The sequence below is a fragment of the Streptomyces sp. NPDC001219 genome (genome assembly GCF_053597915.1).
The window spans coordinates 41,955-61,687 of sequence record NZ_JBSFJF010000023.1 but is presented as its reverse complement, the minus strand read 5'-3'; the positions used below and the strand labels follow the sequence as shown (position 1 = coordinate 61,687).

Annotated in this window: 18 protein-coding genes and 2 riboswitches; of the genes, 11 read left to right on the top strand and 7 right to left on the bottom strand. The window is 73.0% G+C overall.

Going from position 1 to position 19,733, the window contains the following annotated elements:
• Window positions 1-44: 44 nt before the first annotated feature.
• On the bottom strand, window positions 45-851 hold the full coding sequence (locus tag ACWC9R_RS17460; RefSeq protein WP_450732449.1) for an enhanced serine sensitivity protein SseB: 807 nt from the start codon (window positions 849-851) through the stop codon (window positions 45-47).
• A gap of 89 nt (window positions 852-940) precedes the next feature.
• Window positions 941-1,666: an AAA family ATPase gene (locus ACWC9R_RS17455; protein WP_450732448.1), complete on the bottom strand. Its 726-nt coding sequence runs from the start codon at window positions 1,664-1,666 to the stop codon at window positions 941-943.
• 221 nt (window positions 1,667-1,887) lie between these two features.
• Window positions 1,888-1,983, top strand: a riboswitch (glycine riboswitch).
• A riboswitch (glycine riboswitch) is annotated at window positions 1,984-2,096 on the top strand.
• Window positions 2,097-2,129: 33 nt separating this feature from the next.
• On the opposite strand from ACWC9R_RS17455, the gene gcvT reads away from it, so the two are divergent.
• From gcvT to ACWC9R_RS17430, 5 genes are all read left to right on the top strand, one after another.
• Window positions 2,130-3,257 (top strand): glycine cleavage system aminomethyltransferase GcvT, encoded by a 1,128-nt coding sequence (gene gcvT, locus ACWC9R_RS17450; protein WP_450732447.1) that lies wholly within the window; start codon window positions 2,130-2,132, stop codon window positions 3,255-3,257.
• A gap of 142 nt (window positions 3,258-3,399) precedes the next feature.
• On the top strand, window positions 3,400-3,777 hold the full coding sequence (gene gcvH, locus ACWC9R_RS17445; RefSeq protein WP_450732446.1) for a glycine cleavage system protein GcvH: 378 nt from the start codon (window positions 3,400-3,402) through the stop codon (window positions 3,775-3,777).
• A gap of 127 nt (window positions 3,778-3,904) precedes the next feature.
• Window positions 3,905-5,164 carry a serine hydroxymethyltransferase gene (glyA, locus tag ACWC9R_RS17440; protein ID WP_450732444.1) on the top strand — a complete coding sequence of 420 codons (1,260 nt, stop codon included), beginning with the start codon at window positions 3,905-3,907 and terminating at the stop codon, window positions 5,162-5,164.
• 238 nt (window positions 5,165-5,402) lie between these two features.
• Window positions 5,403-7,097 (top strand): APC family permease, encoded by a 1,695-nt coding sequence (locus tag ACWC9R_RS17435; RefSeq protein ID WP_450732442.1) that lies wholly within the window; start codon window positions 5,403-5,405, stop codon window positions 7,095-7,097.
• Between the two features lie 104 nt (window positions 7,098-7,201).
• Complete coding sequence (locus ACWC9R_RS17430) at window positions 7,202-8,587, top strand: L-serine ammonia-lyase (protein WP_450732440.1); 1,386 nt, start codon at window positions 7,202-7,204, stop codon at window positions 8,585-8,587.
• A 103-nt stretch (window positions 8,588-8,690) separates the two neighbouring features.
• Here the strand turns inward: ACWC9R_RS17430 and ACWC9R_RS17425 are convergent, their stop codons facing one another.
• From ACWC9R_RS17425 to ACWC9R_RS17415, 3 genes are all read right to left on the bottom strand, one after another.
• Window positions 8,691-9,497, bottom strand: coding sequence for a serine hydrolase domain-containing protein (locus tag ACWC9R_RS17425; protein ID WP_450732523.1), 807 nt, complete (start codon window positions 9,495-9,497; stop codon window positions 8,691-8,693).
• Between the two features lie 296 nt (window positions 9,498-9,793).
• Window positions 9,794-10,093 carry a hypothetical protein gene (locus ACWC9R_RS17420; protein ID WP_450732438.1) on the bottom strand — a complete coding sequence of 100 codons (300 nt, stop codon included), beginning with the start codon at window positions 10,091-10,093 and terminating at the stop codon, window positions 9,794-9,796.
• 213 nt (window positions 10,094-10,306) lie between these two features.
• Complete coding sequence (locus ACWC9R_RS17415) at window positions 10,307-11,119, bottom strand: phosphatase PAP2 family protein (RefSeq protein ID WP_450732436.1); 813 nt, start codon at window positions 11,117-11,119, stop codon at window positions 10,307-10,309.
• A gap of 263 nt (window positions 11,120-11,382) precedes the next feature.
• Between ACWC9R_RS17415 and ACWC9R_RS17410 the strand changes: the two genes are divergently transcribed.
• Window positions 11,383-11,808 (top strand): BlaI/MecI/CopY family transcriptional regulator, encoded by a 426-nt coding sequence (locus ACWC9R_RS17410; RefSeq protein WP_450732434.1) that lies wholly within the window; start codon window positions 11,383-11,385, stop codon window positions 11,806-11,808.
• Window positions 11,809-11,924: 116 nt separating this feature from the next.
• Here ACWC9R_RS17410 and ACWC9R_RS17405 read toward each other — a convergent pair whose 3' ends face one another.
• Window positions 11,925-13,472 (bottom strand): ATP-binding protein, encoded by a 1,548-nt coding sequence (locus ACWC9R_RS17405; RefSeq protein ID WP_450732432.1) that lies wholly within the window; start codon window positions 13,470-13,472, stop codon window positions 11,925-11,927.
• A gap of 1 nt (window position 13,473) precedes the next feature.
• Window positions 13,474-14,265, bottom strand: coding sequence for a response regulator transcription factor (locus ACWC9R_RS17400; RefSeq protein WP_450732430.1), 792 nt, complete (start codon window positions 14,263-14,265; stop codon window positions 13,474-13,476).
• Window positions 14,266-14,499: 234 nt separating this feature from the next.
• Between ACWC9R_RS17400 and ACWC9R_RS17395 the strand changes: the two genes are divergently transcribed.
• From ACWC9R_RS17395 to dgt, 5 genes are all read left to right on the top strand, one after another.
• Window positions 14,500-15,720 carry a glycosyltransferase family 4 protein gene (locus tag ACWC9R_RS17395; protein WP_450732429.1) on the top strand — a complete coding sequence of 407 codons (1,221 nt, stop codon included), beginning with the start codon at window positions 14,500-14,502 and terminating at the stop codon, window positions 15,718-15,720.
• Window positions 15,721-16,004: 284 nt separating this feature from the next.
• On the top strand, window positions 16,005-16,559 hold the full coding sequence (locus tag ACWC9R_RS17390; RefSeq protein ID WP_450732427.1) for a GH25 family lysozyme: 555 nt from the start codon (window positions 16,005-16,007) through the stop codon (window positions 16,557-16,559).
• A 133-nt stretch (window positions 16,560-16,692) separates the two neighbouring features.
• Window positions 16,693-17,523: an ammonia-dependent NAD(+) synthetase gene (gene nadE / locus ACWC9R_RS17385; protein WP_450732425.1), complete on the top strand. Its 831-nt coding sequence runs from the start codon at window positions 16,693-16,695 to the stop codon at window positions 17,521-17,523.
• A 368-nt stretch (window positions 17,524-17,891) separates the two neighbouring features.
• The gene (locus ACWC9R_RS17380; RefSeq protein ID WP_450732423.1) at window positions 17,892-18,245 is read left to right on the top strand and encodes a hypothetical protein; all 354 of its coding nucleotides are present in this window, start codon (window positions 17,892-17,894) and stop codon (window positions 18,243-18,245) included.
• 70 nt (window positions 18,246-18,315) lie between these two features.
• A complete protein-coding gene (gene dgt / locus ACWC9R_RS17375) occupies window positions 18,316-19,641 on the top strand; it encodes a dGTP triphosphohydrolase (RefSeq protein WP_450732421.1) in 1,326 nt (441 codons plus the stop codon).
• The last annotated feature ends 92 nt before the right edge of the window (window positions 19,642-19,733 follow it).

Here is a 19,733-nt window from a genome sequence, read left to right as displayed (position 1 = left end):
CGTGGGGTGCGCCCGCCTGTCATCCAACCAGCTTAGGGCTTGCCCTACGAGTGGTCCCGGGCGTAGAAGGGCCGCACACGCTCCAGCATCCAGCCGGCGACCGGGTCACCCTGGGCGAGGTCGAGCATGACGAGCTGAACGGGCCAGGGCAGCGGCACCGTGCCGAGCGCACGTCCCAGGGCTGACAGTACCGCCTGGCGGGCGGTGCCGTCCTGGAGGGCGACGACGTCGGCGGCGACCTGAACACCGACGAACAGCGCGGGCGTGTCGCCCTCGACGCTTGCCAGGGCACGCCGGGCACTCAGGACAATTCCGGCGCCGGAGAACTCCAGTCCGGCCGCGGCCAGGAAGTCCACCGGCTCGTCCTGCCAGTCCGGCTCGAAGAGCCGCACCCGGCCGCCGCTCGGCAACCCCTCGATGTCGTGGTGGCCCCCATGCCGGTCCCGGCACAGCTCGGCCACCGCGGGCGGCGGCAGCGGGACGCCGACCGTGCCGTCGGGGTTGACCGCGATACCGAGCTGCGGCGGCAGCCCGCGGGCGAACTCCCGTGCCGGGGCGACGGTGAAGGACATGTGCGAGCCGATCACCCGCAGGAACTCCTGCTCGGAGCTGTAGACCGGGACGTAGGGCGCACCGTCGAGCTCGACGGTGGGCAGGTCGAGGCCGCCCGCGCCGGGGCCCGCGCTCTCCGGGCCGCCGCCTTCGGGCAGCGGCACCCACAGCCGGCTACGGCCGAGGACCTCGACGATCCGGCCCCCGGCGCCCGGGTGTCCGACCGAAGCGGACAGCACCTCTTCGAGCTCGTTCGCCGGCCATGCCAGCTGCGGTATCCCCTGCTCCGGAAATGTCATGTGTCCCACCCGTTCCCAACCGCGCCATCTGGCCAAAGACACTAAACGAGAAGACGCGCGCGGTGGCGTGCGGGGGCGGTGTCCGGCGACTAGTGGAACGTGAGCGTCTCCAGCGCGCCGGCCGCGCGCCGGTCGAGGAGGACGGCCGAGCGGAAGCCCTCCGGCAGCCGGGCCGACTCGGCGGCGCCGACCAGTCGGCCCACCGCCCCGCGGTGGCGTGCGAAGGCGTACCCGGACACCCCGCGTCCCCGTGACTCCTGGCCGGAGAGCGCCACCTCGGGTGCCACGTCGAGCAGCACCAGATGCGCACCGCGGCCGCCGCGCAGCGCCGCGCGCGCGATCCAGCGGCGCACCCACGCCAGAGTTCCGCAGTCGTGCACCACCACGCTGTGACCGGAGCGCAGTGCGCGGCGCAGGGTCAGATAGTGGGCGGCCCGCACCAGCGGGCGGTAGAGGCCGTACGGCAGCCGGCGCAGCCTGCCGCGCTCCCAGCGCTCGCGGACGTCCTGTGAGTCGATGCGGTACACCTCGGCGCCGCGCCCGTCCAGGGGCGGTACGACGCGGTGCATGAAGGTGCTCTTGCCGCTGCCCGGCAGCCCGGAGACCACCACCAGGTCGCCGGCCGGGAACCGCAGCTCGGCGGCGCCCGGGGCCCGCGCCTCGCCCCGCAGGTCCACGACCGCGGCGCCGCGCCCCGGCCGGAGGACGGACCGCGGCGCACGGCCGGTCCGGGTCCTGGCGGCGGACGGCGCCGCCGGCGCGGCGCCCGGGGGCACGACCCCTGAAGTCGCCCCGAATGCCGCTTCACTGTGCACCGTGATCGCCCTCCCCGCCCGTTCTGGTCCGGTTTGGTTCCGTCCCCTACCCGCAGAGTGTCAAGAAAAGGTAATGCCCATCAAGGTGATTGTGCGATCCGCCCATGTCGTGGACGGTACGGCGGCTGGGGCTCCTTTATCCGGCGTTCCCGTGTAATGATGTGGCCGCCACGTGCACATCACAGCTCACCCGTGCACCGCCAACTGCATACCGGCCGCTTGTAACCTGCGCGGGAGAGTCCCCGGCCGTGATGGCGGGGCGCCGAAGGAGCAAGTCCTCCCTTGAATCTCTCAGGCCCCTATACCGCGCGGGCGAGGCAGATCTGAAAAGCGAGCCGCAGCCCGTGGGCCGGCTCCACCCAAGGTGCAAACCGGGTCCGTTCGCGGTATCCCGGTGAACCTCTCAGGTTCCGATGACAGATGGGGAGAACGTCTTGTCACCCCTGCCTGGGAGCCCAGAACCATGACTGATGCCCCCCGTCGCACCGCGCTGGACGCCACCCATCGCGCGCTCGGCGCGACCATGACCGACTTCGCCGGCTGGGACATGCCGCTGCGCTACAGCAGCGAGCGCGACGAACATGTCGCCGTCCGCACCCGCGCCGGCCTCTTCGACCTCTCCCACATGGGCGAGATCACCGTCACCGGCCCGCAGGCCGCCGACCTCCTCGACTACGCGCTGGTCGGCAACATCGGCGGCGTCAAGACGGGCCGCGCCCGCTACACCATGATCTGCGAGGAGGCCGGCGGCATCCTCGACGACCTGATCGTCTACCGCCTCGCCGACCAGGAGTACATGGTCGTCGCCAACGCCTCCAACGCCCAGGTGGTGCTGGACGCGCTGACCGCGCGGGCGGGCGGCTTCGACGCCGCGATCCGCGACGACCGGGACGCCTACGCGCTGCTCGCGGTGCAGGGCCCGGAGTCCCCCGGCATCCTCAAGCAGCTCACGGACGCCGATCTGGACGGGCTGAAGTACTACGCGGGGCTGCCCGGCACGGTCGCCGGGGTGCAGGCCCTGATCGCCCGTACCGGCTACACCGGTGAGGACGGCTTCGAGCTGTTCGTCCGGCCGGCCGACGCGGTCGCCCTCTGGGAGGCGCTGACCGCGGCGGGCAAGGACACCGGGCTGGTGCCCTGCGGGCTGTCCTGCCGGGACACCCTGCGCCTGGAGGCGGGCATGCCGCTGTACGGGCACGAGCTGACCACCGCGACCACGCCGTTCGACGCGGGCCTGGGCCGGGTCGTGAAGTTCGAGAAGACCTCCAACGGCGGAGACTTCGTGGGCCGCGCGGCACTGGCCACGGCCGCCGAACGCGCCGAGACCCGGCCGCCGCGCAAGCTGGTCGGCCTGATCGCCCAGGGCCGCCGGGTGCCGCGCGCCGGATACCCGGTCGTCACGGCCGACGGCACGGTCATCGGCGAGGTCACCTCCGGGGCCCCCTCCCCCACGCTCGGCAAGCCCGTCGCCATCGCCTATGTCGACGCGGCGTACGCCACGCCGGGCACCGAGGGTGTCTGTGTGGACATCCGTGGAAGCCATGAGCCGTACGAGGTCACCGCTCTGCCGTTCTACAAGCGGCAGAAGTAGCGGCCACCGGCGGCGGCGCGCCCCCCGCGTCCCGCCACCCCCGGGACTCCCCCGGACCCGGTCCGGGTGGGGGTACCCCCAGCGGTGGCTGGGGGAGTGCCCCCCTTCACGATCACACCCTCGCGTACAGGAGAATCGAGCCATGAGCAACCCCCAGCAGCTGCGCTACAGCAAGGAGCACGAGTGGCTGTCGGGCGCCGAGGACGGCGCCTCGACGGTCGGCATCACCGAGCACGCGGCCAACGCGCTCGGCGACGTCGTGTTCGTCCAGCTCCCTGAGGTCGGTTCCACGGTCGCGGCGGGCGAGACCTGCGGCGAGCTGGAGTCGACCAAGTCGGTCAGCGACCTCTACTCGCCCGTCGACGGTGAGATCACCGAGATCAACGAGGACGTCGTCACCGACCCCTCACTGGTGAACTCCGCCCCGTTCGAGGGCGGTTGGCTGTTCAAGGTGAAGATCAGCGGCGAGCCGGGCGACCTGCTCTCGGCCGACGAGTACGCCGCCTTCATCCAGAGCTGAGCCCCGGCTCGCCCCCGCTCCCGGCGCCGCCCGGACGGGGGACCTCCGACCCGCCACCGCCCGTGTGGAAGCCCCCCGGACCCCGTCCGGGGGCCCCGCGCACCGCCTGACTCCCCAGGAAGATCTCATGTCGCTTCTGAACAGCTCCCTCCATGAGCTCGACCCCGACGTCGCCGCCGCCGTCGACGCCGAGCTCCACCGCCAGCAGTCCACCCTCGAGATGATCGCGTCGGAGAACTTCGCCCCCGTCGCCGTCATGGAGGCCCAGGGCTCCGTCCTCACCAACAAGTACGCCGAGGGCTACCCCGGCCGCCGCTACTACGGCGGCTGTGAGCACGTCGACGTGGTCGAGCAGATCGCCATCGACCGCATCAAGGCGCTCTTCGGCGCCGAGGCCGCCAACGTGCAGCCGCACTCCGGTGCGCAGGCCAACGCCGCCGCCATGTTCGCCCTCATCAAGCCGGGCGACACCATCCTGGGCCTCAACCTCGCCCACGGCGGCCACCTCACCCACGGCATGAAGATCAACTTCTCCGGCAAGCTCTACAACGTGGTGCCCTACCACGTCGACGAGAAGTCGAACCTGGTCGACATGGAGGAGGTCGAGCGCCTCGCCAAGGAGCACCGCCCCAAGCTGATCGTGGCCGGCTGGTCCGCCTACCCGCGCCAGCTCGACTTCGCCGCGTTCCGCCGGATCGCCGACGAGGTGGGCGCCTACCTCATGGTCGACATGGCGCACTTCGCCGGCCTGGTCGCGGCGGGTCTGCACCCCTCCCCCGTGCCGCACGCCCACGTGGTCACCACCACCACCCACAAGACCCTCGGCGGTCCCCGCGGCGGTGTGATCCTGTCCACCCAGGAGCTGGCCAAGAAGATCAACTCAGCGGTCTTCCCCGGTCAGCAGGGCGGCCCGCTGGAGCACGTCATCGCCGCCAAGGCCGTCTCCTTCAAGGTCGCCGCGTCCGAGGACTTCAAGGAGCGCCAGCAGCGCACCCTGGACGGCGCCCGCATCCTGGCCGAGCGTCTCGTCCAGGACGACGTCAAGGAGTACGGCGTCTCGGTGCTGTCCGGCGGCACCGACGTCCACCTCGTCCTGGTCGACCTGCGCGACTCCGAGCTGGACGGCCAGCAGGCCGAGGACCGTCTCCACGAGGTCGGCATCACCGTCAACCGCAACGCGATCCCGAACGACCCCCGCCCGCCGATGGTCACCTCCGGCCTGCGGATCGGCACCCCGGCCCTGGCCACCCGCGGCTTCCAGGCCGAGGACTTCCGCGAGGTCGCCGACATCATCGCCGAGACCCTCAAGCCGGGCCACGACACCGAGGCCCTCAAGGCCCGGGTCACCGCGCTCGCGGAGAAGTTCCCGCTCTACCCGGCGCTGTGACGCGTCTCATGCGGTGATCTCCCGGACCGCCGGCTGACGGCGGTCCGGGCGTGAACGGGCCGTGAGCCCGGGGCTGTTGGCCCCGGGCTCACGGTGTGCGGGGGCCGGTGCGCGCCGGGGGGCCGACAGCGCGGTGCCATTCCTGTCATTTGGCCGAAATAAGGTGTCGGCGGCATACGTCAACGGCCCTTCGGCAGCGAGGGGGCATGCGGCACCAGCAGGACGGACGACACTTTCCATGGACATGAGCGCCGGCGGGCGCAAGGGGCTCAGCCTCTTCGCCCTGATCATGATCGGCATAGGCTCGATCTTCGGCTCCGGATGGCTCTTCGGAGCCGGCTCCGCCGCCCAGGTGGCGGGCCCCGCCGCACTGGTCGCCTGGGTGATCGGCGTGATCTTCATCGGCATGATCGCGATGTCGTATGCGGAGGTCGGCTCGGCCTACCCGATCCCCGGCGGGATGGCCCGCTACGGGCACCTCTCGCACGGCCCGGTCCTCGGCTTCCTCACCGGCTGGGCGGTGTGGATCGCGACCGCCTCGCTGATCCCGATCGAGTCGATCGCCGCCACCCAGTACATGACGTCCTGGAGCTTCGACTGGGCGCAGGGCCTGGTCGATCCGGCCACCCATCAGCTGACCCTGTCCGGCACGGCGATGGCGCTGGTCCTGACCCTCGCGCTCTGGCTGACCTGCTTCTGGTCGGTGCAGCTGCTGGCCCGCGCCAACACGGTGCTCACCCTGGTCAAGTTCGCCATCCCGGTGCTGGCGGTGGTCGCCCTGATCGGGTCCGGCTTCCACACCTCGAACTTCACCGCGCACGGCGGCTTCGCCCCGTACGGCTGGCCGGCCGTGCTCACCGCCGTCACCACCTGCGGTGTGGTCTTCGCCTTCAACGGCTTCCAGGCCGTGGTCAACCTCGGCGGGGCCGCCAAGAACCCGGGCCGGGCCATCCCGCTCGCCCTGGTCGGCGCGCTCGCGCTGGGCCTGGTGATCTACCTGGCGCTGCAGGCCGCGTACCTCGGCTCGGTGCCGCCGGAGCTGCTGGAGCGGTCCGGCGGCTGGCAGGGCGTGAACCTCAACTCTCCGTTCGCCGACCTGGCGGGGCTGCTGATGCTGCACTGGGTGGTCACCATGCTCCAGTTCGGCGCCTTCATCTCGCCGGCCGGGTCCAACATCGCCAATGTCGCCTCGGCCGCTTACATGGTCACCAACCTCGCCGAGACCGGGTTCTTCCCCCGGAAGCTGGCGGCCGTGCACCCCCGCTACGGCACCGCCCGCCCCGCGATGTGGCTCAACCTCGGCTTCTCCGTCGTACTGCTGCTCACCGTCGGCCGCAGCTGGCAGGCGCTGGCCGGGGTGGTCTCGGCGGCCATGGTCATCTCGTATCTGATCGGCCCGGTCGCGGTGGGGGTGCTGCGGCGGACCCGCCCGGACCTGCCCCGTCCCTTCCGGCTGCCGGCCGCCGGGGTGCTGTGCCCGGTCACCTTCGCCTTCGCCGCCTGCGCGCTGTACTGGTCGAAGTGGCCGGAGACGGGCAAGATCACGCTGTTGACGCTGGTGTCCGCGCCGGTCGCCGCCGTGGTGCTGTGGCGCCGGGACCGGATCGCGCGAGGCAACGGGGCGGCCGGCGAGGGCGGCCGGGCGGCGGGCCTGCTGCGGCAGTTCGCCCCGGCCTGGTGGATGATCCTCTTCCTGGTGTGGACGGCCACGGTCTCCGCGCTGGGCGGCGAGGAGTTCGGCGGCCGGGGCCTCCTCCCCGGCGAGCTGGGCACCGCTGTGATCGCGGTCACCGCCCCGCTCTTCTACTTCTGGGCGGTGCGCTCCGGGGTCAGGGCCCACGCACGGGGCCTGACCGGCGAGCCGTCCCCCGCCGAAACCACCCCGGCACCCACCGTCACCACCGACGACGGACACCGGATGGTCTCCGTCTGACGGCACCGCGCCGGGTCCGCGTTACGCTCGGAAACCGGCGCAGAATCTCCCCTTCACCCCCCAGCTCCACCGTCCATCACGAGCAGACAAGGGAGTCCGCCTCCGTGGCCATCTCCGTCTTCGACCTCTTCTCCATCGGCATCGGCCCCTCCAGCTCCCACACCGTGGGCCCGATGCGCGCCGCCCGGATGTTCGTCGGGCGCCTCAAGAAGGACGGCCTGCTCTCCGAGACGGTCCGCGTGCGCGCCGAGCTCTTCGGCTCGCTCGGCGCCACCGGCCACGGCCACGGCACCCCCAAGGCCGTCCTCCTCGGCCTGGAGGGCCACTCCCCCCGGACCGTCGACGTGGAATCCGCCGACGACGAGGTGGAGCGCATCCGCACCACCAAGCGGCTGCGGCTGCTGGGCGCGGAGATAGGCGCCGCCCACGAGATCGACTTCGACGAGTCGAACGAGCTGATCCTGCACCGCCGCCGCGCGCTGCCGTACCACGCGAACGGCATGACGCTCTTCGCCTACGACGGCGCGGGCGCCCCCCTGCTGGAGAAGACGTACTACTCGGTGGGCGGCGGCTTCGTCGTCGACGAGGACGCCGTCGCGGGCGAGAACCCGATCGTGCCCGACGACACGGTCCTGACCCACCCCTTCCGCACCGGCGACGAGCTGCTGCGGCTGGCCCAGGACACCGGCCTGTCCATCTCGGCCCTGATGATGGAGAACGAGAAGGCCTGGCGCACCGAGGACGAGATCCGCGCCGGCCTGCTGGAGATCTGGCAGGTCATGCAGAGCTGTGTGAGCCGCGGGATGAGCCGCGAGGGCATCCTGCCGGGCGGGCTGAAGGTCCGCCGCCGCGCCGCCCACTCCGCGCGCCAGCTGCGTTCCGAAGGTGACGCGACCGCCCACGCCATGGAGTGGACCACCCTCTACGCGATGGCCGTGAACGAGGAGAACGCGGCCGGCGGCCGGGTGGTGACCGCCCCCACCAACGGCGCGGCCGGCATCATCCCCGCCGTCCTGCACTACTACGTCAACTTCGTGCCCGGCGCCGACGAGGAAGGCGTCATCCGCTTCCTGCTCGCGGCCGGCGCCATCGGCATGCTCTTCAAGGAGAACGCCTCCATCTCCGGCGCCGAGGTCGGCTGCCAGGGCGAGGTCGGCTCCGCCTGCTCCATGGCAGCCGGCGGCCTCGCCGAGGTCCTGGGCGGCTCCCCCGAGCAGGTCGAGAACGCCGCCGAGATCGGCATGGAGCACAACCTCGGCCTGACCTGCGACCCGGTCGGCGGCCTGGTCCAGATCCCGTGCATCGAACGCAACGGCATGGCCGCGGTCAAGGCCGTCACCGCCGCCCGTATGGCACTGCGCGGCGACGGCCGCCACCACGTCTCCCTCGACAAGGTCATCAAGACCATGAAGGACACCGGCGCCGACATGAGCGTCAAGTACAAGGAGACCGCCCGGGGCGGTCTGGCGGTGAACATCATCGAGTGCTGAGCGCGGAGGCCCTGACCGGCGCGCGGGTGTCCTCCGGCGCCGTCAGGGCCTTTTCGCTGCCCGCGTGACGGCAGGCCCCGGCGGACGCACGTCCCCGGGGGACTCATCGCGCCGGCCTCTCGGTGGACCCCTCGCCCTCCTGCTGCCGTCGGCACTCCAGGAGCATCTTCACGGCGAGGCGCTCCGTACGGTCGGGGCTTCCGCGGAGGCGGTGCACGAAGATCCATCGGCCGTCCTCGTGTACCCCGGCGAAGGCCGAAGCGTCGCGGGTCGCCCCCAGGTGCCACAGCGCCTGCCCGCCGCGCTGCCAGGTCGGGGCCGGATCGCCCAGGACCCGGTCGACGGCGAGGCCGACCACGAGGCGGGCAGCGGTGCTGGGGGCGGCCCACAGTCCGCCGGCCGGCAGGATCGGCCCCGACATGTCCCAGGTGCGGCGGGGGCGTCCGAGAAGGCCCGTCGCCACGAGCCGCCGGCCGGAGGGCGGCTCGGCGGTGGCCGCGCCCGCCGGCAGCCCCAGAGGCGCGAGCACGTGTTCGTCGGTGAGCTGCTGGAAGGTGCGGCCGGTGGAGGCGGTGAGAACGTGGCCGAGCACCGCGTAGCCGAGGTTGGAGTACTCCTTGCTGCCCACCGTCCCGGTGACCGCCTTGTCCAGGCCGCACAACACCTCGTGCAGGACAGGCTCCGTGAAGGACGCGTAGGGGTCACGCACGGAGGCTTCCGTACGGGGAGGGAGCCTGGGGAGACCCGAAGTGTGCTCGGCGAGGTGGCGGAGAGTGACTCCGGTGCCTTTCGGCACCTCGTCCAGCCGGTGTTCGAGCGGTTCGTCCAGGCTCAGCACCCCCGCTTCGGCGAGCTGGGTCAGGATGGTGCCGGTCACCAGCTTGGTGAGGGAACCCAACTCGGCGAACATGTCCACACGGTGACCATGTGTCACATAGTCACGGATTCCACTGCTCCCTAAAACGCAGGTGGGCACTGGCATAGCAGTCACTCCCCTCAGGCATCGGGCAGGCCGTCGCTCCCGCGAGCGAGGCGTTGGTTCTGGCCGCTCTTCATAGCCCCGGCGGCGACCGGGGCCGGAGCCCCTTCCCGCTGTTGGCCGAATGTCCCGGCCAACAGGCGTGAAGTGGGCGCAAAGACCTCGGCGCCGCGCCCAGGGGCGCTGTGCCTCGGGATGCCGTGCCCGGGGATGCCGTGCCTCAGGCGCTACCTGCCGATCTCCCAGGCGAAGGGCGGCAGTTCGCGGGCCCGGGAGTAGACGTCCAGGGCCTGTGGCGCGGGGACGAAGGGGTGGACGCGGGCGCCTTCCAGGCCGGCCAGCAGGCGGGCGCAGTGGTGGACACAGCCGGCGGACTCCCGGCCGTGGCGGTCGACGATGGTGGCGGCGTCCCGCGGCCCCTCGCACGCTGTGGGGTCCGCGGCGACGGCGGCCGGACAACGGGCACGGTCCGCGGCGGCCCCGGCGGCGTCCCGCCGCGGCGGCGGGGTGTCGAGTGGCTGGTTCATCGGTGCGTTCCCCCTGAGCTTGCGGTGATGCCTGCGGTGAGCGGCGCCGGGGCGGGATGGCCTCGCCGTTCGTGGCCGCCCAGGACAGTGCTGCTCGGCGCGGAACACGTCCATGCCGCCTTGGGGAAGACCTGGACCGATCGTCAGCTATTCATGGGAATGGGGGGCGTGGGGCGCCCTCGGGCCCGGTCAGGAGCCTTCGGGCCGAGCCGGTCAGGAGCCGCCGGGCCGGCCCGGTCTGCGGCCTCCGGACCGGCCCGGCGAGGAGTCGTCCCGGCGGCGGAGAGCGAACGGCTCCAACAGCAGCGCGAGGGCGAGGAGTCCGGCCGCCAGGAACCAGCCGCCGAGGACGTCGCCGGGCCAGTGGACGCCCAGATAGACACGGGTGAGCCCGACTCCGGCGGCCCAGAGGGCCAGCACCGCGCACCAGGTGCGGGCCACGGCGGGGCGGGCGCGCCGGGCGATGCCCCAGGCCAGGATGCCGGCGGCCAGCGCCGCCGTGGTGGCGTGGCCAGAGGGGAAGGCGTACCCGTCGGCGGACACCGACCAGTCGGCACCCGGCGGGCGGGGGCGGGCGAGCAGCTCCATCAGGCCGTAACGGATCGCCTGGCCGACGGCCAGGACGGCGACGGCGCAGACCACCGCGCGCAGCCGGCCACGCGCCCGCCGTCCGGCCAGCAGACCGGCGAGCACCGCCATCAGATACGGGACCGGCCCGCTGCCGGTGGCGGTCAGCGCCCGCGCCACGGAGAGCGACGGCTCCCCCTGATGCGCGGTGGCCCAGCGGACGGCGGCCCGTTCCGCGGCGAGCGGGGTGCCGTTCCGTACGGACACGGTCAGGGCCGTGGCGGCGAAGAGTGCCGCGCAGATGGCGGCGAGGGTGAGGAGGGCGGCGGTGGAGGGGCGGCGGCCCGGCCGGGGGCGCGGGGCCGGCTCCGGTCGAGGCCCCTGCGCCGCGGGTCCCGGCTCCGGCCGTGGCTCCTCCGCCTCGGGCCCCGGTTCCGGTCCCGGCCCGGACGGCGTCACGGCCCGTACACCAAGGGGCGCGGCCAGACGCGGGGCAGGGAGCCCTGCCGAACGCGGGGCACGGGGACGGCAACGCGCCCGTGCGCGGCCTGGGAACCCCCTGTCACCTGCGCAAAAGCGATGGCCACGGCCATGTCACCGGCCCCTCCCATAATGGGTTGCGGGCCTGCCGTACGACCGGCCCGACCGACTACGGTGACAACCGGCTACAGCCCCGTAGACGATCTACGGCACTGTAGACGACGCGGAGGTGGGGGCGTTCGATGGCGGAGACATCACCCGTGCCGCGGCGCCCGTCCGGTGAGCTGGAGGCGAGCGTGCTCGCGGTGCTCTGGGCGGCCGAGGGGCCGCTGAGCCCCGCCGAGGTGCAGCGCGCACTGGGCAGGCGGCTCGCGCGCACCACCGTCACCACGATCCTCACCCGGCTGCACGACAAGGGCGCGGTGTCCCGCTCCCGGGCCGGCCGCGGCTTCGCGTACTCGCCCATACAGGACTCCGCGGGGCTGACCGCCCGGCGGATGCACAGCGAGCTGGACAAACAGGCCGACCACGGCACCGCGCTCGCCCGCTTCGTCGCCCAGCTGACCAGCGAGGACGAGCAGTTGCTGCGCGCCCTCCTGGAGGCGGCGAAGGACGACGCCCCCGAAGGGCCCGAGGGACCGCGGCCCGGCCCCGGGACGGCACCGTGATCCCGGCCCCGTAGGCATCCTGTCCGGCGCGGCACCTCGCCACCCGGCCGCGAACGGCACCGTGCCGCGCCCTGAAGTCCGTGCCGTGAACCGCCGGACGAGTCCCGCGCCGGGTCTCAGGCTCTCGCTCCGCCCTCCCCCGGCCCCCCGCCGGTCCCCGTGCCGTTCCTCGCCCCCGCGCCCGCCCCGGTGCCGACCGTGAAGCCGAGGGTGGCGCCGCCGCCGGGGCGGTGGGTGGCGAAGGCGTGGCCGCCGTGGGTGGTGGCGATCTCGCGGACGATGGCGAGGCCGAGGCCGGAGCCGGGCAGGCCGCGGGCGGCGGCGGCGCGGTAGAAGCGGTCGAAGACCCGGGTGAGATCGGCGTCCGCGATGCCGGGGCCGCGGTCGAGGACCTCGACCCGGGCGCCGGTGACCACGACCTCGATCGGCTCCGTGCCGCCCGCGTCGAACTTGGCGGCGTTCTCCAGCAGGTTGGTGAGCGCGCGGTGCAGCGCGGCGGGCCGGCCCTCGACCACCGCCGGGCGGACGGTCCGTACGGTGATCTCGCGGCCGGTGCGGCGGCGGGCCGAGGCGGCCGCCTTCTCCGCGACCTCGGCCAGCCCCACCTCGGCGAGCGGGTCGTCATCGCGCGTCCCGGCGGCCAGATCCACCAGCTCGTTGACCAGGTCGCTGAGTTCGCGGGCCTCACCCGCCAGGTCGGCCAGCAGCTCCTCGCGGGCGTCCGAGGGGAGTTCGTCGAACCGCTTGAGCAGCGAGATGTTCGTACGGAGCGAGGTCAGCGGGGTGCGCAGCTCGTGGCCGGCGTCCTGGACGAGGCGCTGCTGGTCCTGGACGGCGCTGGCCAGCCGGCCGAGCATGTCGTCGAAGGCGCGCCCGAGCCGGGCGACCTCGTCGCGGCCGGCCACCGGGACCGGGACGTCCAGCCGTCCGTGCTCCGCCACGCTCTCGGCGACCGCGGTCAGCCGCACCAGCCGGCCGGTGATCCGGCGCGCCAGCCACCAGCCGCCCGCTCCGGCCAGCGTGATGACCGCGGCGGCCAGCAGGGCGGTGCGCTGCTGGAGCGCGGAGAGCAGGTCCTCGGTCTCGCTGAACTTCTGGGCGACCTGCACCGCCCCGCGGCCGCCGCCGAGCGCGACGGTGGCGACGTGGTACTCCTCGTCGCCGATGTCCGCCTCCCGTTCGGCGTGCTGGCCGGCCCGGTCGTCGGCGGCGATCCGGCGCTCCGCGGCACCGGCCGGGAGCACCGGGCGCCCGTGTTCCACGATCCGGCCGCCGGCGCCCAGGACCTGGACGTCGGTACGGCTCGGCCGGGTGAGTTCGTCGCGCGGCCCGTCGTGGCCGGGGTCGGAGGTCGCGTAGTCGCCGGGCCCGAACGGCTTCTCCCGGACCTGGACCCGCAGATCGCGGACGACCTGCGAGAACACCGACTTCTCGTCGACCCGTACGAGCCGGGCCGCCGCGTCGTAGCTGAGGAAGCCGACGAGTACGGTCACCGCGGCGGCGCCGGCGGCGAACGCCACCGCGAAGGCGGTGCGCAGACTGGCGGGCCTGCGGGTGCGCAGCCAGGCCGCCGATCCGCCGCGCCGCCAGGAACGCAGGCGGGCCCGCAGCCGGCCGCCCGGCCGGCGGCGCCCGGTCGCGGCGCGTTCGCGGGGCCCGGACACCTCAGTCCTCCCGCAGCACGTAGCCGACGCCACGCACCGTGTGGATCAGCGGGCGGCTGCCCGGGACATCGACCTTGCGCCGCAGATAGCCCACGTACACCGCGAGGTTCTTGGAGCCGGGGCCGAAGTCGTACCCCCAGATCCGGTCGTAGATCGTCGAATGGTCCAGCACGATCCCGGCGTTGCGGGCCAGCAGCTCCAGCAGCTCGAACTCGGTCCGGGTCAGCTCCAGCTCCCGCTCGCCGCGCCAGGCGCGCCGCGAGGGGCCGTCGATCCGCAGGTCCGCCGCCTCGACGACACCGCTGTCCGCCACCCGGGTCTCGTACGCCCCGCCCGCTTCCGCGCCCGCGCCCGCCTCACCGGGCTCCTCGGCACCGTCGGACCCGGCCGCCGGGCCCCCGCCGTCCTCCGCCGCGGCCGGGCCGGCCGTCGTCCGCCGCAGCAGCGCCCGCAGCCGGGCGAAGACCTCCTCGACCTCGAAGGGCTTGACCACGTAGTCGTCCGCCCCGGCGTCCAGGCCGGCGATCCGGTCCGCGGTCTCGACCCGGGCGGTCAGCATCAGGATCGGGGTGCGGTCCTGTTCGGCGCGCAGCACCTGGCACACCTGGAGCCCGTCGATCCCGGGCATCATCACGTCCAGCAGGATCACGTCCGGCCGCTCGCGGTGTGCGGCGGCCAGCGCCTGGATGCCGTCGGCGACCGCCGTGACCTGGTATCCCTCCAGGGTCAGGGCACGCTCCAGCGCGGTGCGGATGGGGCGGTCGTCCTCGGCGAGCAGTACGGAGTGGGTCACCCGGCAAGTCTGCCAAGGGCCCGGTGGTGCGCTGCAGGGCGGCCGGTGGGGCGGGGGCTTTCTTACCCGGCTCTCACCCCTGGTTCTTACCGGGCTCTCACCCGGGCCACGCCCTCGGCTTACCCCGTGGCGACACGGTGGCCCCGTGCCGGACGGTCCGGCCGCGCCGACCGGCCGCGCGAGTACCGGCCGGACGGAATGACTCGGCACACCTCGGGGAAGACGCCACACCGCATGAAGATCACCCTCCTGCTGCACAACGCCTATGCCATCGGTGGCACGGTCCGCACCACCCTCAACCTCGCCGCCGCGCTCGCCGGGCGGCACGACGTCGAGATCGTCTCGATGCTGCGGCACCGCGAGGTCCCGCGGTTCACCGTGGACCCCCGGGTGCGGCTGGTGCCGCTGGTGGACACCCGGGTCGGCAGCGCGGACATGGCCGACCCGCTGTTCGGTGAGCCCGCGCAGGACTTCCCGCTCGCCGAGAAGCGGCACCACCAGTACAGCCGGCTGGTCGACGTCCGCGCCGCGGAGCTGCTGCGCACCACCGACGCGGACGTGCTGATCGGCACCCGGCCCGGCATCAACGTCTACCTGGCCCGGTTCGGCCCCCGCCGGGCGCTGCGGATCGCCCAGGAGCACCTCCGGCACGACGCCCACAGCAAGCGGCTCCGCGCCGAACTCGCCCGCCACTACCGGACACTGGACGCCGTGGTCACCACCACGGAGGCGGACGCCGCGGTCTACCGCGCGCGGATGCCGCTGCCCGGCGTACGGGTCATGGCGGTGCCCAACATCGTGCCCGCGCCGGACGGGCCGCAGTCCGAGGGCACCTCGAAGGTGATCGCGGCGGCCGGCCGGCTGGTCCGCGGCAAGCGCTTCGACCTGCTGATCGAGGCGTTCTCCGCGGTCGCCGCCAAGCACCCCGACTGGCGGCTGCGGATACACGGCGGCGGGGGCGAACGGGCCCAGCTCCAGAGCCTGATCGAGGGGCTCGGGCTGCACGGGCGGGCGGAGCTGACCGGGCCGCGCTCGCCGATCGAGGCGGAGTTCGCCAAGGCCTCGATCGTCGCCTCCGCCTCGGACGCCGAGTCGTTCGGCATGACCCTCGTCGAGGCGATGCGCTGCGGGGTGCCGGTGGTCAGCACCGACTGCCCGCTGGGCCCGGCCGAGATCATCAGCGACGGCACGGACGGGCTGCTGGTCCCGCGCGGCGACGGCCGGGCGCTGGCCGGCGCGCTGCTCACCCTGATAGAGGACCCCGAACGCCGCCGCACCATGGCCGAGGCCGCGCGGCAGAGCTCGCACCGCTACGACCCGGAGCCGATCGCCGAGCGCTACCAAGTCCTCTTCGGGGAACTGCGGTCGACGCGCGGGCGGCGGGCGTGGCAGCGGACCGTGGGACGGACCCGCGCCCGCGCACGACGTCTGCTGCGGCGCGCCCTGAAGCGCTGAATCCCGCCCCGGGCGACAGGGCCGGTCTCACCGGCCCTGTCGCAACTTGACCGCGGCACAAGGAACTTCCTGTCCACGATCTGGCGTCAGCGGTAGCAAACATGCTGAACTGCTGGAAACGAAACTGAATCGCACGGCACACAGAATCGCCGGATCACCGCACCGGATCACCGCACCGGGCCACCGAAAAGCCGATCACGGCACGCCCGGAACACGGCAACGCAGTTGACGCTTCGAGCAGTTGACGCTTCGAATCCGCAGGTCCGAACGGCAGGAGGCCGCTCATGCTGCACGGTGTCGATGTCAGCTCCTACAACCCCTCGTATTCCACCGCGGGGCTGGACTTCGTTTTCGTCAAGGCCACAGAAGGCCGCTCCTACATCAACCCGCACCAGTCCGCGCAGGCGTCAAAGGCACGTAAAGCGGGCTGTGTCGTCGGTTTCTACCACTTTCTGTGGCCGGGGAATATCGCGGCCCAGGCGAAATACTTCGTCGAGAAGTGTGTATCCGTCCAGGGCGACCTTCTGGCCTGCGACTGGGAACGCACCGGCGAAGGGACCTATGCGAGCAATGCGCAGAAGGACCAGTTCCTGGCCGAGGTGAAGCGGCTGCGCCCCACTCACCGGGTGCTGCTCTACTGCAACCGCGACTTCTGGCTCAACCACGACACCACGTCCTACGCCGCCGACGGCCTGTGGATCGCCGACCACGTCTCCGCCGGGCATCCGCGGATCAAGGCGAAGTGGCGCATCCACCAGTACACCGACGAGCCGCTGGACAAGGACGTCGCGGACTTCTCCACCAAGGCCGCCCTCAAGAAGTGGGCGCACCCGGCATAAGGTTTCCTACCGGCACGCCGTCGCGCGTCGCCAGGCACCGCACGTACGCGGCGGGGAAACACCGCGTACACGCCACAGGAACAGCGCGTCACCGCCACCGCGGGACGCAGCACGAGAGATGTGAGGAGCAGCCGTGAGCGACCCGGCGTCCAAGGCCCTGCAGCAGGAGATCGCCCGGGATCTCCAGGTGACCGCGTCGTTCGACGCCGAGCAGGAGATCGAGCGCCGGGTGACGTTCCTCACGGAGCGGCTGACCACCACGGGCCTGCGCTCGCTGGTCCTGGGCATCAGTGGCGGCGTGGACTCCACGACCACGGGCCGGCTCTGCCAGCTCGCCGTGGAGCGGGCCCGCGCGGCCGGGCACGAGGCGACGTTCTACGCGATGCGGCTGCCGTACGGCGTCCAGGCGGACGAGAAGGACGCCCGGCGCGCACTGGAGTTCATCGGCGCCGACCGGGAGCTGACCGTCGACATCCGCCCGGCGAGCGACGCGGCGCTGCAGGCCGCGCTGGACGGCGGGCTCACCTTCCGCGACGCCCACCACCAGGACTTCGTGCACGGCAACATCAAGGCGCGGCAGCGCATGATCGCGCAGTACGCGGTCGCCGGTGCCCACGACGGCCTGGTCGTGGGCACCGACCACGCGGCCGAGGCGGTCTCCGGGTTCTTCACCAAGTTCGGCGACGGCGCGGCCGACGTCGTGCCGCTCACCGGCCTGACCAAGCGCCGGGTACGCGCCGTGGCGGCGGCCCTGGGCGCCCCGGAGGAGCTGGTCACCAAGGTGCCGACGGCCGACCTGGAGACGCTCGACCCGGGCAAGCCCGACGAGGACGCGCTCGGCGTGAGCTACGACCAGATCGACGCCTTCCTGGAGGGAGGGCCGGTCGACGAGGCGGCCGCCCAGGCCATCGTCCGCCGCTACCGCCTCACGGAACACAAGCGGGCACTGCCGATCGCTCCTTGAGGGGGCGCGCCACGGCTGCTCTGTGAGGGGCCGCTCGGTGGGAGGCCCCTCCGACGGCCGCTCCGCGAGGGACCGCTCCACACGGCCTCAGAGCTCTCCCCCGCCCCCTCCCCCTCTCCCCCTTCGGGGGAGGGGGCGGGGGGTGGGTTCGGGGGTGGGGGGAGCAGCACCCCCGAATCGGCCCCGCCCCTCAACCACCACTCACCCGAGCCCACCCCGCCCCACCCCGTCATGTCATGGCCCGGCTAGGGGACCGTCACCGTCCCGGTGCTAAATCGTGGGTCCGAGCGGGCATGCATCCGGCCATGGGAAGCCGCGAAGTGCGATCGGAAGATCAACTGTCAGTGGGTCCGCCTACGCTCCGGGACATGGGTTACGCAAACCTGCGCGAACTCCAGACCGCGCTGACCACCGCCTCCGACCTGGCCTCGGCCCTGCAGTCCGCGCCCACCCGGCGGGACGCGGACCAGCTCGTCGACGTCCTCCGGCAAGCACTGACCGCCGCCGGCTCGCTGGGCGCGGAGACCGGCCCGACCGGCTGCGCCCTGCATCCGCACGGCGCCGTCGACCCGTTGTACGGCGACCCGGAAGACCCCCTTCCGCCGGGCTACGGGAAGTGCCTGCTCTGCAACGACCGCCGGCGCCGGGCCGACGCCCATCCCCCGCACACCCGCCCGTACGCCCGTACGCATCCGCGCTGGCGGCGACGCCTGAGTGCCTAGAGGGTGCCTACGGGGTGCCCCGGGCGACCGCGACGGGACCTCGTGGGCGGGGCAGGACTACCATCCGCGCATGCGACCTGCCAGATACAGCGATGAGGACCTCGAACAGCACTCCCTGCGGCGGCGGGTGCCCGACGACGGGCAGCGGTCCGGGTTCGAGCACGATGTCGACCGCATCCTGTACTCGACGCAGTGGCGGGCGCTGGCCGGCAAGAGCCAGGTGGTGGCGAGCGCCGAGCTGGGCGCGTACCACACCCGGCTGACGCACTCGATGAAGGTGGCGCAGCTCGGCCGGCGGATGGCGGAGCGGCTGGAGCGGCAGTACGGCGGGCCGAATCCGGCGCTCGTCGAGGCGGCGTGCATGGCACACGACATCGGCCATCCCCCCTTCGGGCACGCGGGTGAGCTGGCGCTGCGCGCCACGATGGACGAACTGCACTTCGCGGACGGCGTGCTGGACAGCTTCGAGGGCAATGCCCAGACCCTGCGGGTGCTGACCTTCCTCGCCGCCCACAAGTACCCGGGCCACCGCGGGCTGCATCTGACCCGCGCCTGTCTGGACGCCGCCACGAAGTACCCCTGGGAGCGGGCGCCCGTCGACCAGGACCCGGCGCGGCATGTGAAGTGGGGCGTGTACGTCGCCGACCGGGAGGCGTTCTCCTGGGTGCGGGCCGGCCGTACGGACTCCGCCGTGCCGGTCGAGGAGCAGGTCATGGACTGGGCGGACGATGTCACCTACGCCTGCCATGACGTCGAGGACTTCTACCGCACGGGCCTGATCCCGCTGGCCGCGCTGTTCCCGCCGGACGGTGCCGCGGGCAGCGACACCGAGCGGGAGACCCGCCGTTTCCTGGACTACGTGCAGGCCAAGCGGGCGCGGGCGGGCGAGGTCTTCGACCGGGCGGCGGCGCTGGTGATGATGGCGGACATCGGCAAGCGGCTGGCGGTCCCGGCCCCGTACAGCGGCAGCCATGAGGACGCGGTGGCGGTCAACCGCCGCACCGCCGACCTGATCTCGTACTTCACCCGTGGGATCGAGCTGGAGGTGGGCGGCGCGGCGGCGATCCGTTACGGGGCGCGGCTGGTGATCCCGCCGGACCGGCGGGCCGCCTGCGATCTGCTCAAGGAGCTGGTGTGGTGCTACGTCATCGACCGCCCGGCGCTGGCCACCCAGCAGCACGGCAAGCGGCGGGTGGTGAGTGAGCTGCTGCGCTGGAGCCATGACGCGCCCGAGCTGCTGCCGCCGGACCGCGCCGAGGAGCTGGCGCTGCACGGCGACCGGCTGCGTGCCGCCGCCGACCATGTCGCCTCGCTGACCGAGGATCAGGCGCTGGCCCTCCACCGGCGGCTGTCCGGTACGGGCCTGGGCTCGGTCAACGACAACGTGTGGCTGTGAGGCCGGGCACCGGAGGGGGACGCGCGCCCCGGGGCACCGCGGGGCGGTGAGCCGGGGAGCGGGGCACCGCCCCCTCGGCGCCCCGCTCCCGT

What these genes read in the sequence shown, in the direction of transcription:
- ACWC9R_RS17435 (WP_450732442.1), top strand. Translation starts at nt 5,403, where the DNA reads ATGGACATGAGCGCCGGCGGGCGCAAGGGGCTCAGCCTCTTCGCCCTG.
- gcvH (WP_450732446.1), top strand. Translation starts at nt 3,400, where the DNA reads ATGAGCAACCCCCAGCAGCTGCGCTACAGCAAGGAGCACGAGTGGCTG.
- ACWC9R_RS17390 (WP_450732427.1), top strand. Translation starts at nt 16,005, where the DNA reads ATGCTGCACGGTGTCGATGTCAGCTCCTACAACCCCTCGTATTCCACC.
- glyA (WP_450732444.1), top strand. Translation starts at nt 3,905, where the DNA reads ATGTCGCTTCTGAACAGCTCCCTCCATGAGCTCGACCCCGACGTCGCC.
- ACWC9R_RS17410 (WP_450732434.1), top strand. Translation starts at nt 11,383, where the DNA reads ATGGCGGAGACATCACCCGTGCCGCGGCGCCCGTCCGGTGAGCTGGAG.
- ACWC9R_RS17395 (WP_450732429.1), top strand. Translation starts at nt 14,500, where the DNA reads ATGAAGATCACCCTCCTGCTGCACAACGCCTATGCCATCGGTGGCACG.
- ACWC9R_RS17425 (WP_450732523.1), bottom strand. Translation starts at nt 9,497, where the DNA reads ATGTTCGCCGAGTTGGGTTCCCTCACCAAGCTGGTGACCGGCACCATC.
- gcvT (WP_450732447.1), top strand. Translation starts at nt 2,130, where the DNA reads ATGACTGATGCCCCCCGTCGCACCGCGCTGGACGCCACCCATCGCGCG.
- ACWC9R_RS17420 (WP_450732438.1), bottom strand. Translation starts at nt 10,093, where the DNA reads ATGAACCAGCCACTCGACACCCCGCCGCCGCGGCGGGACGCCGCCGGG.
- ACWC9R_RS17460 (WP_450732449.1), bottom strand. Translation starts at nt 851, where the DNA reads ATGACATTTCCGGAGCAGGGGATACCGCAGCTGGCATGGCCGGCGAAC.
- dgt (WP_450732421.1), top strand. Translation starts at nt 18,316, where the DNA reads ATGCGACCTGCCAGATACAGCGATGAGGACCTCGAACAGCACTCCCTG.
- ACWC9R_RS17380 (WP_450732423.1), top strand. Translation starts at nt 17,892, where the DNA reads ATGGGTTACGCAAACCTGCGCGAACTCCAGACCGCGCTGACCACCGCC.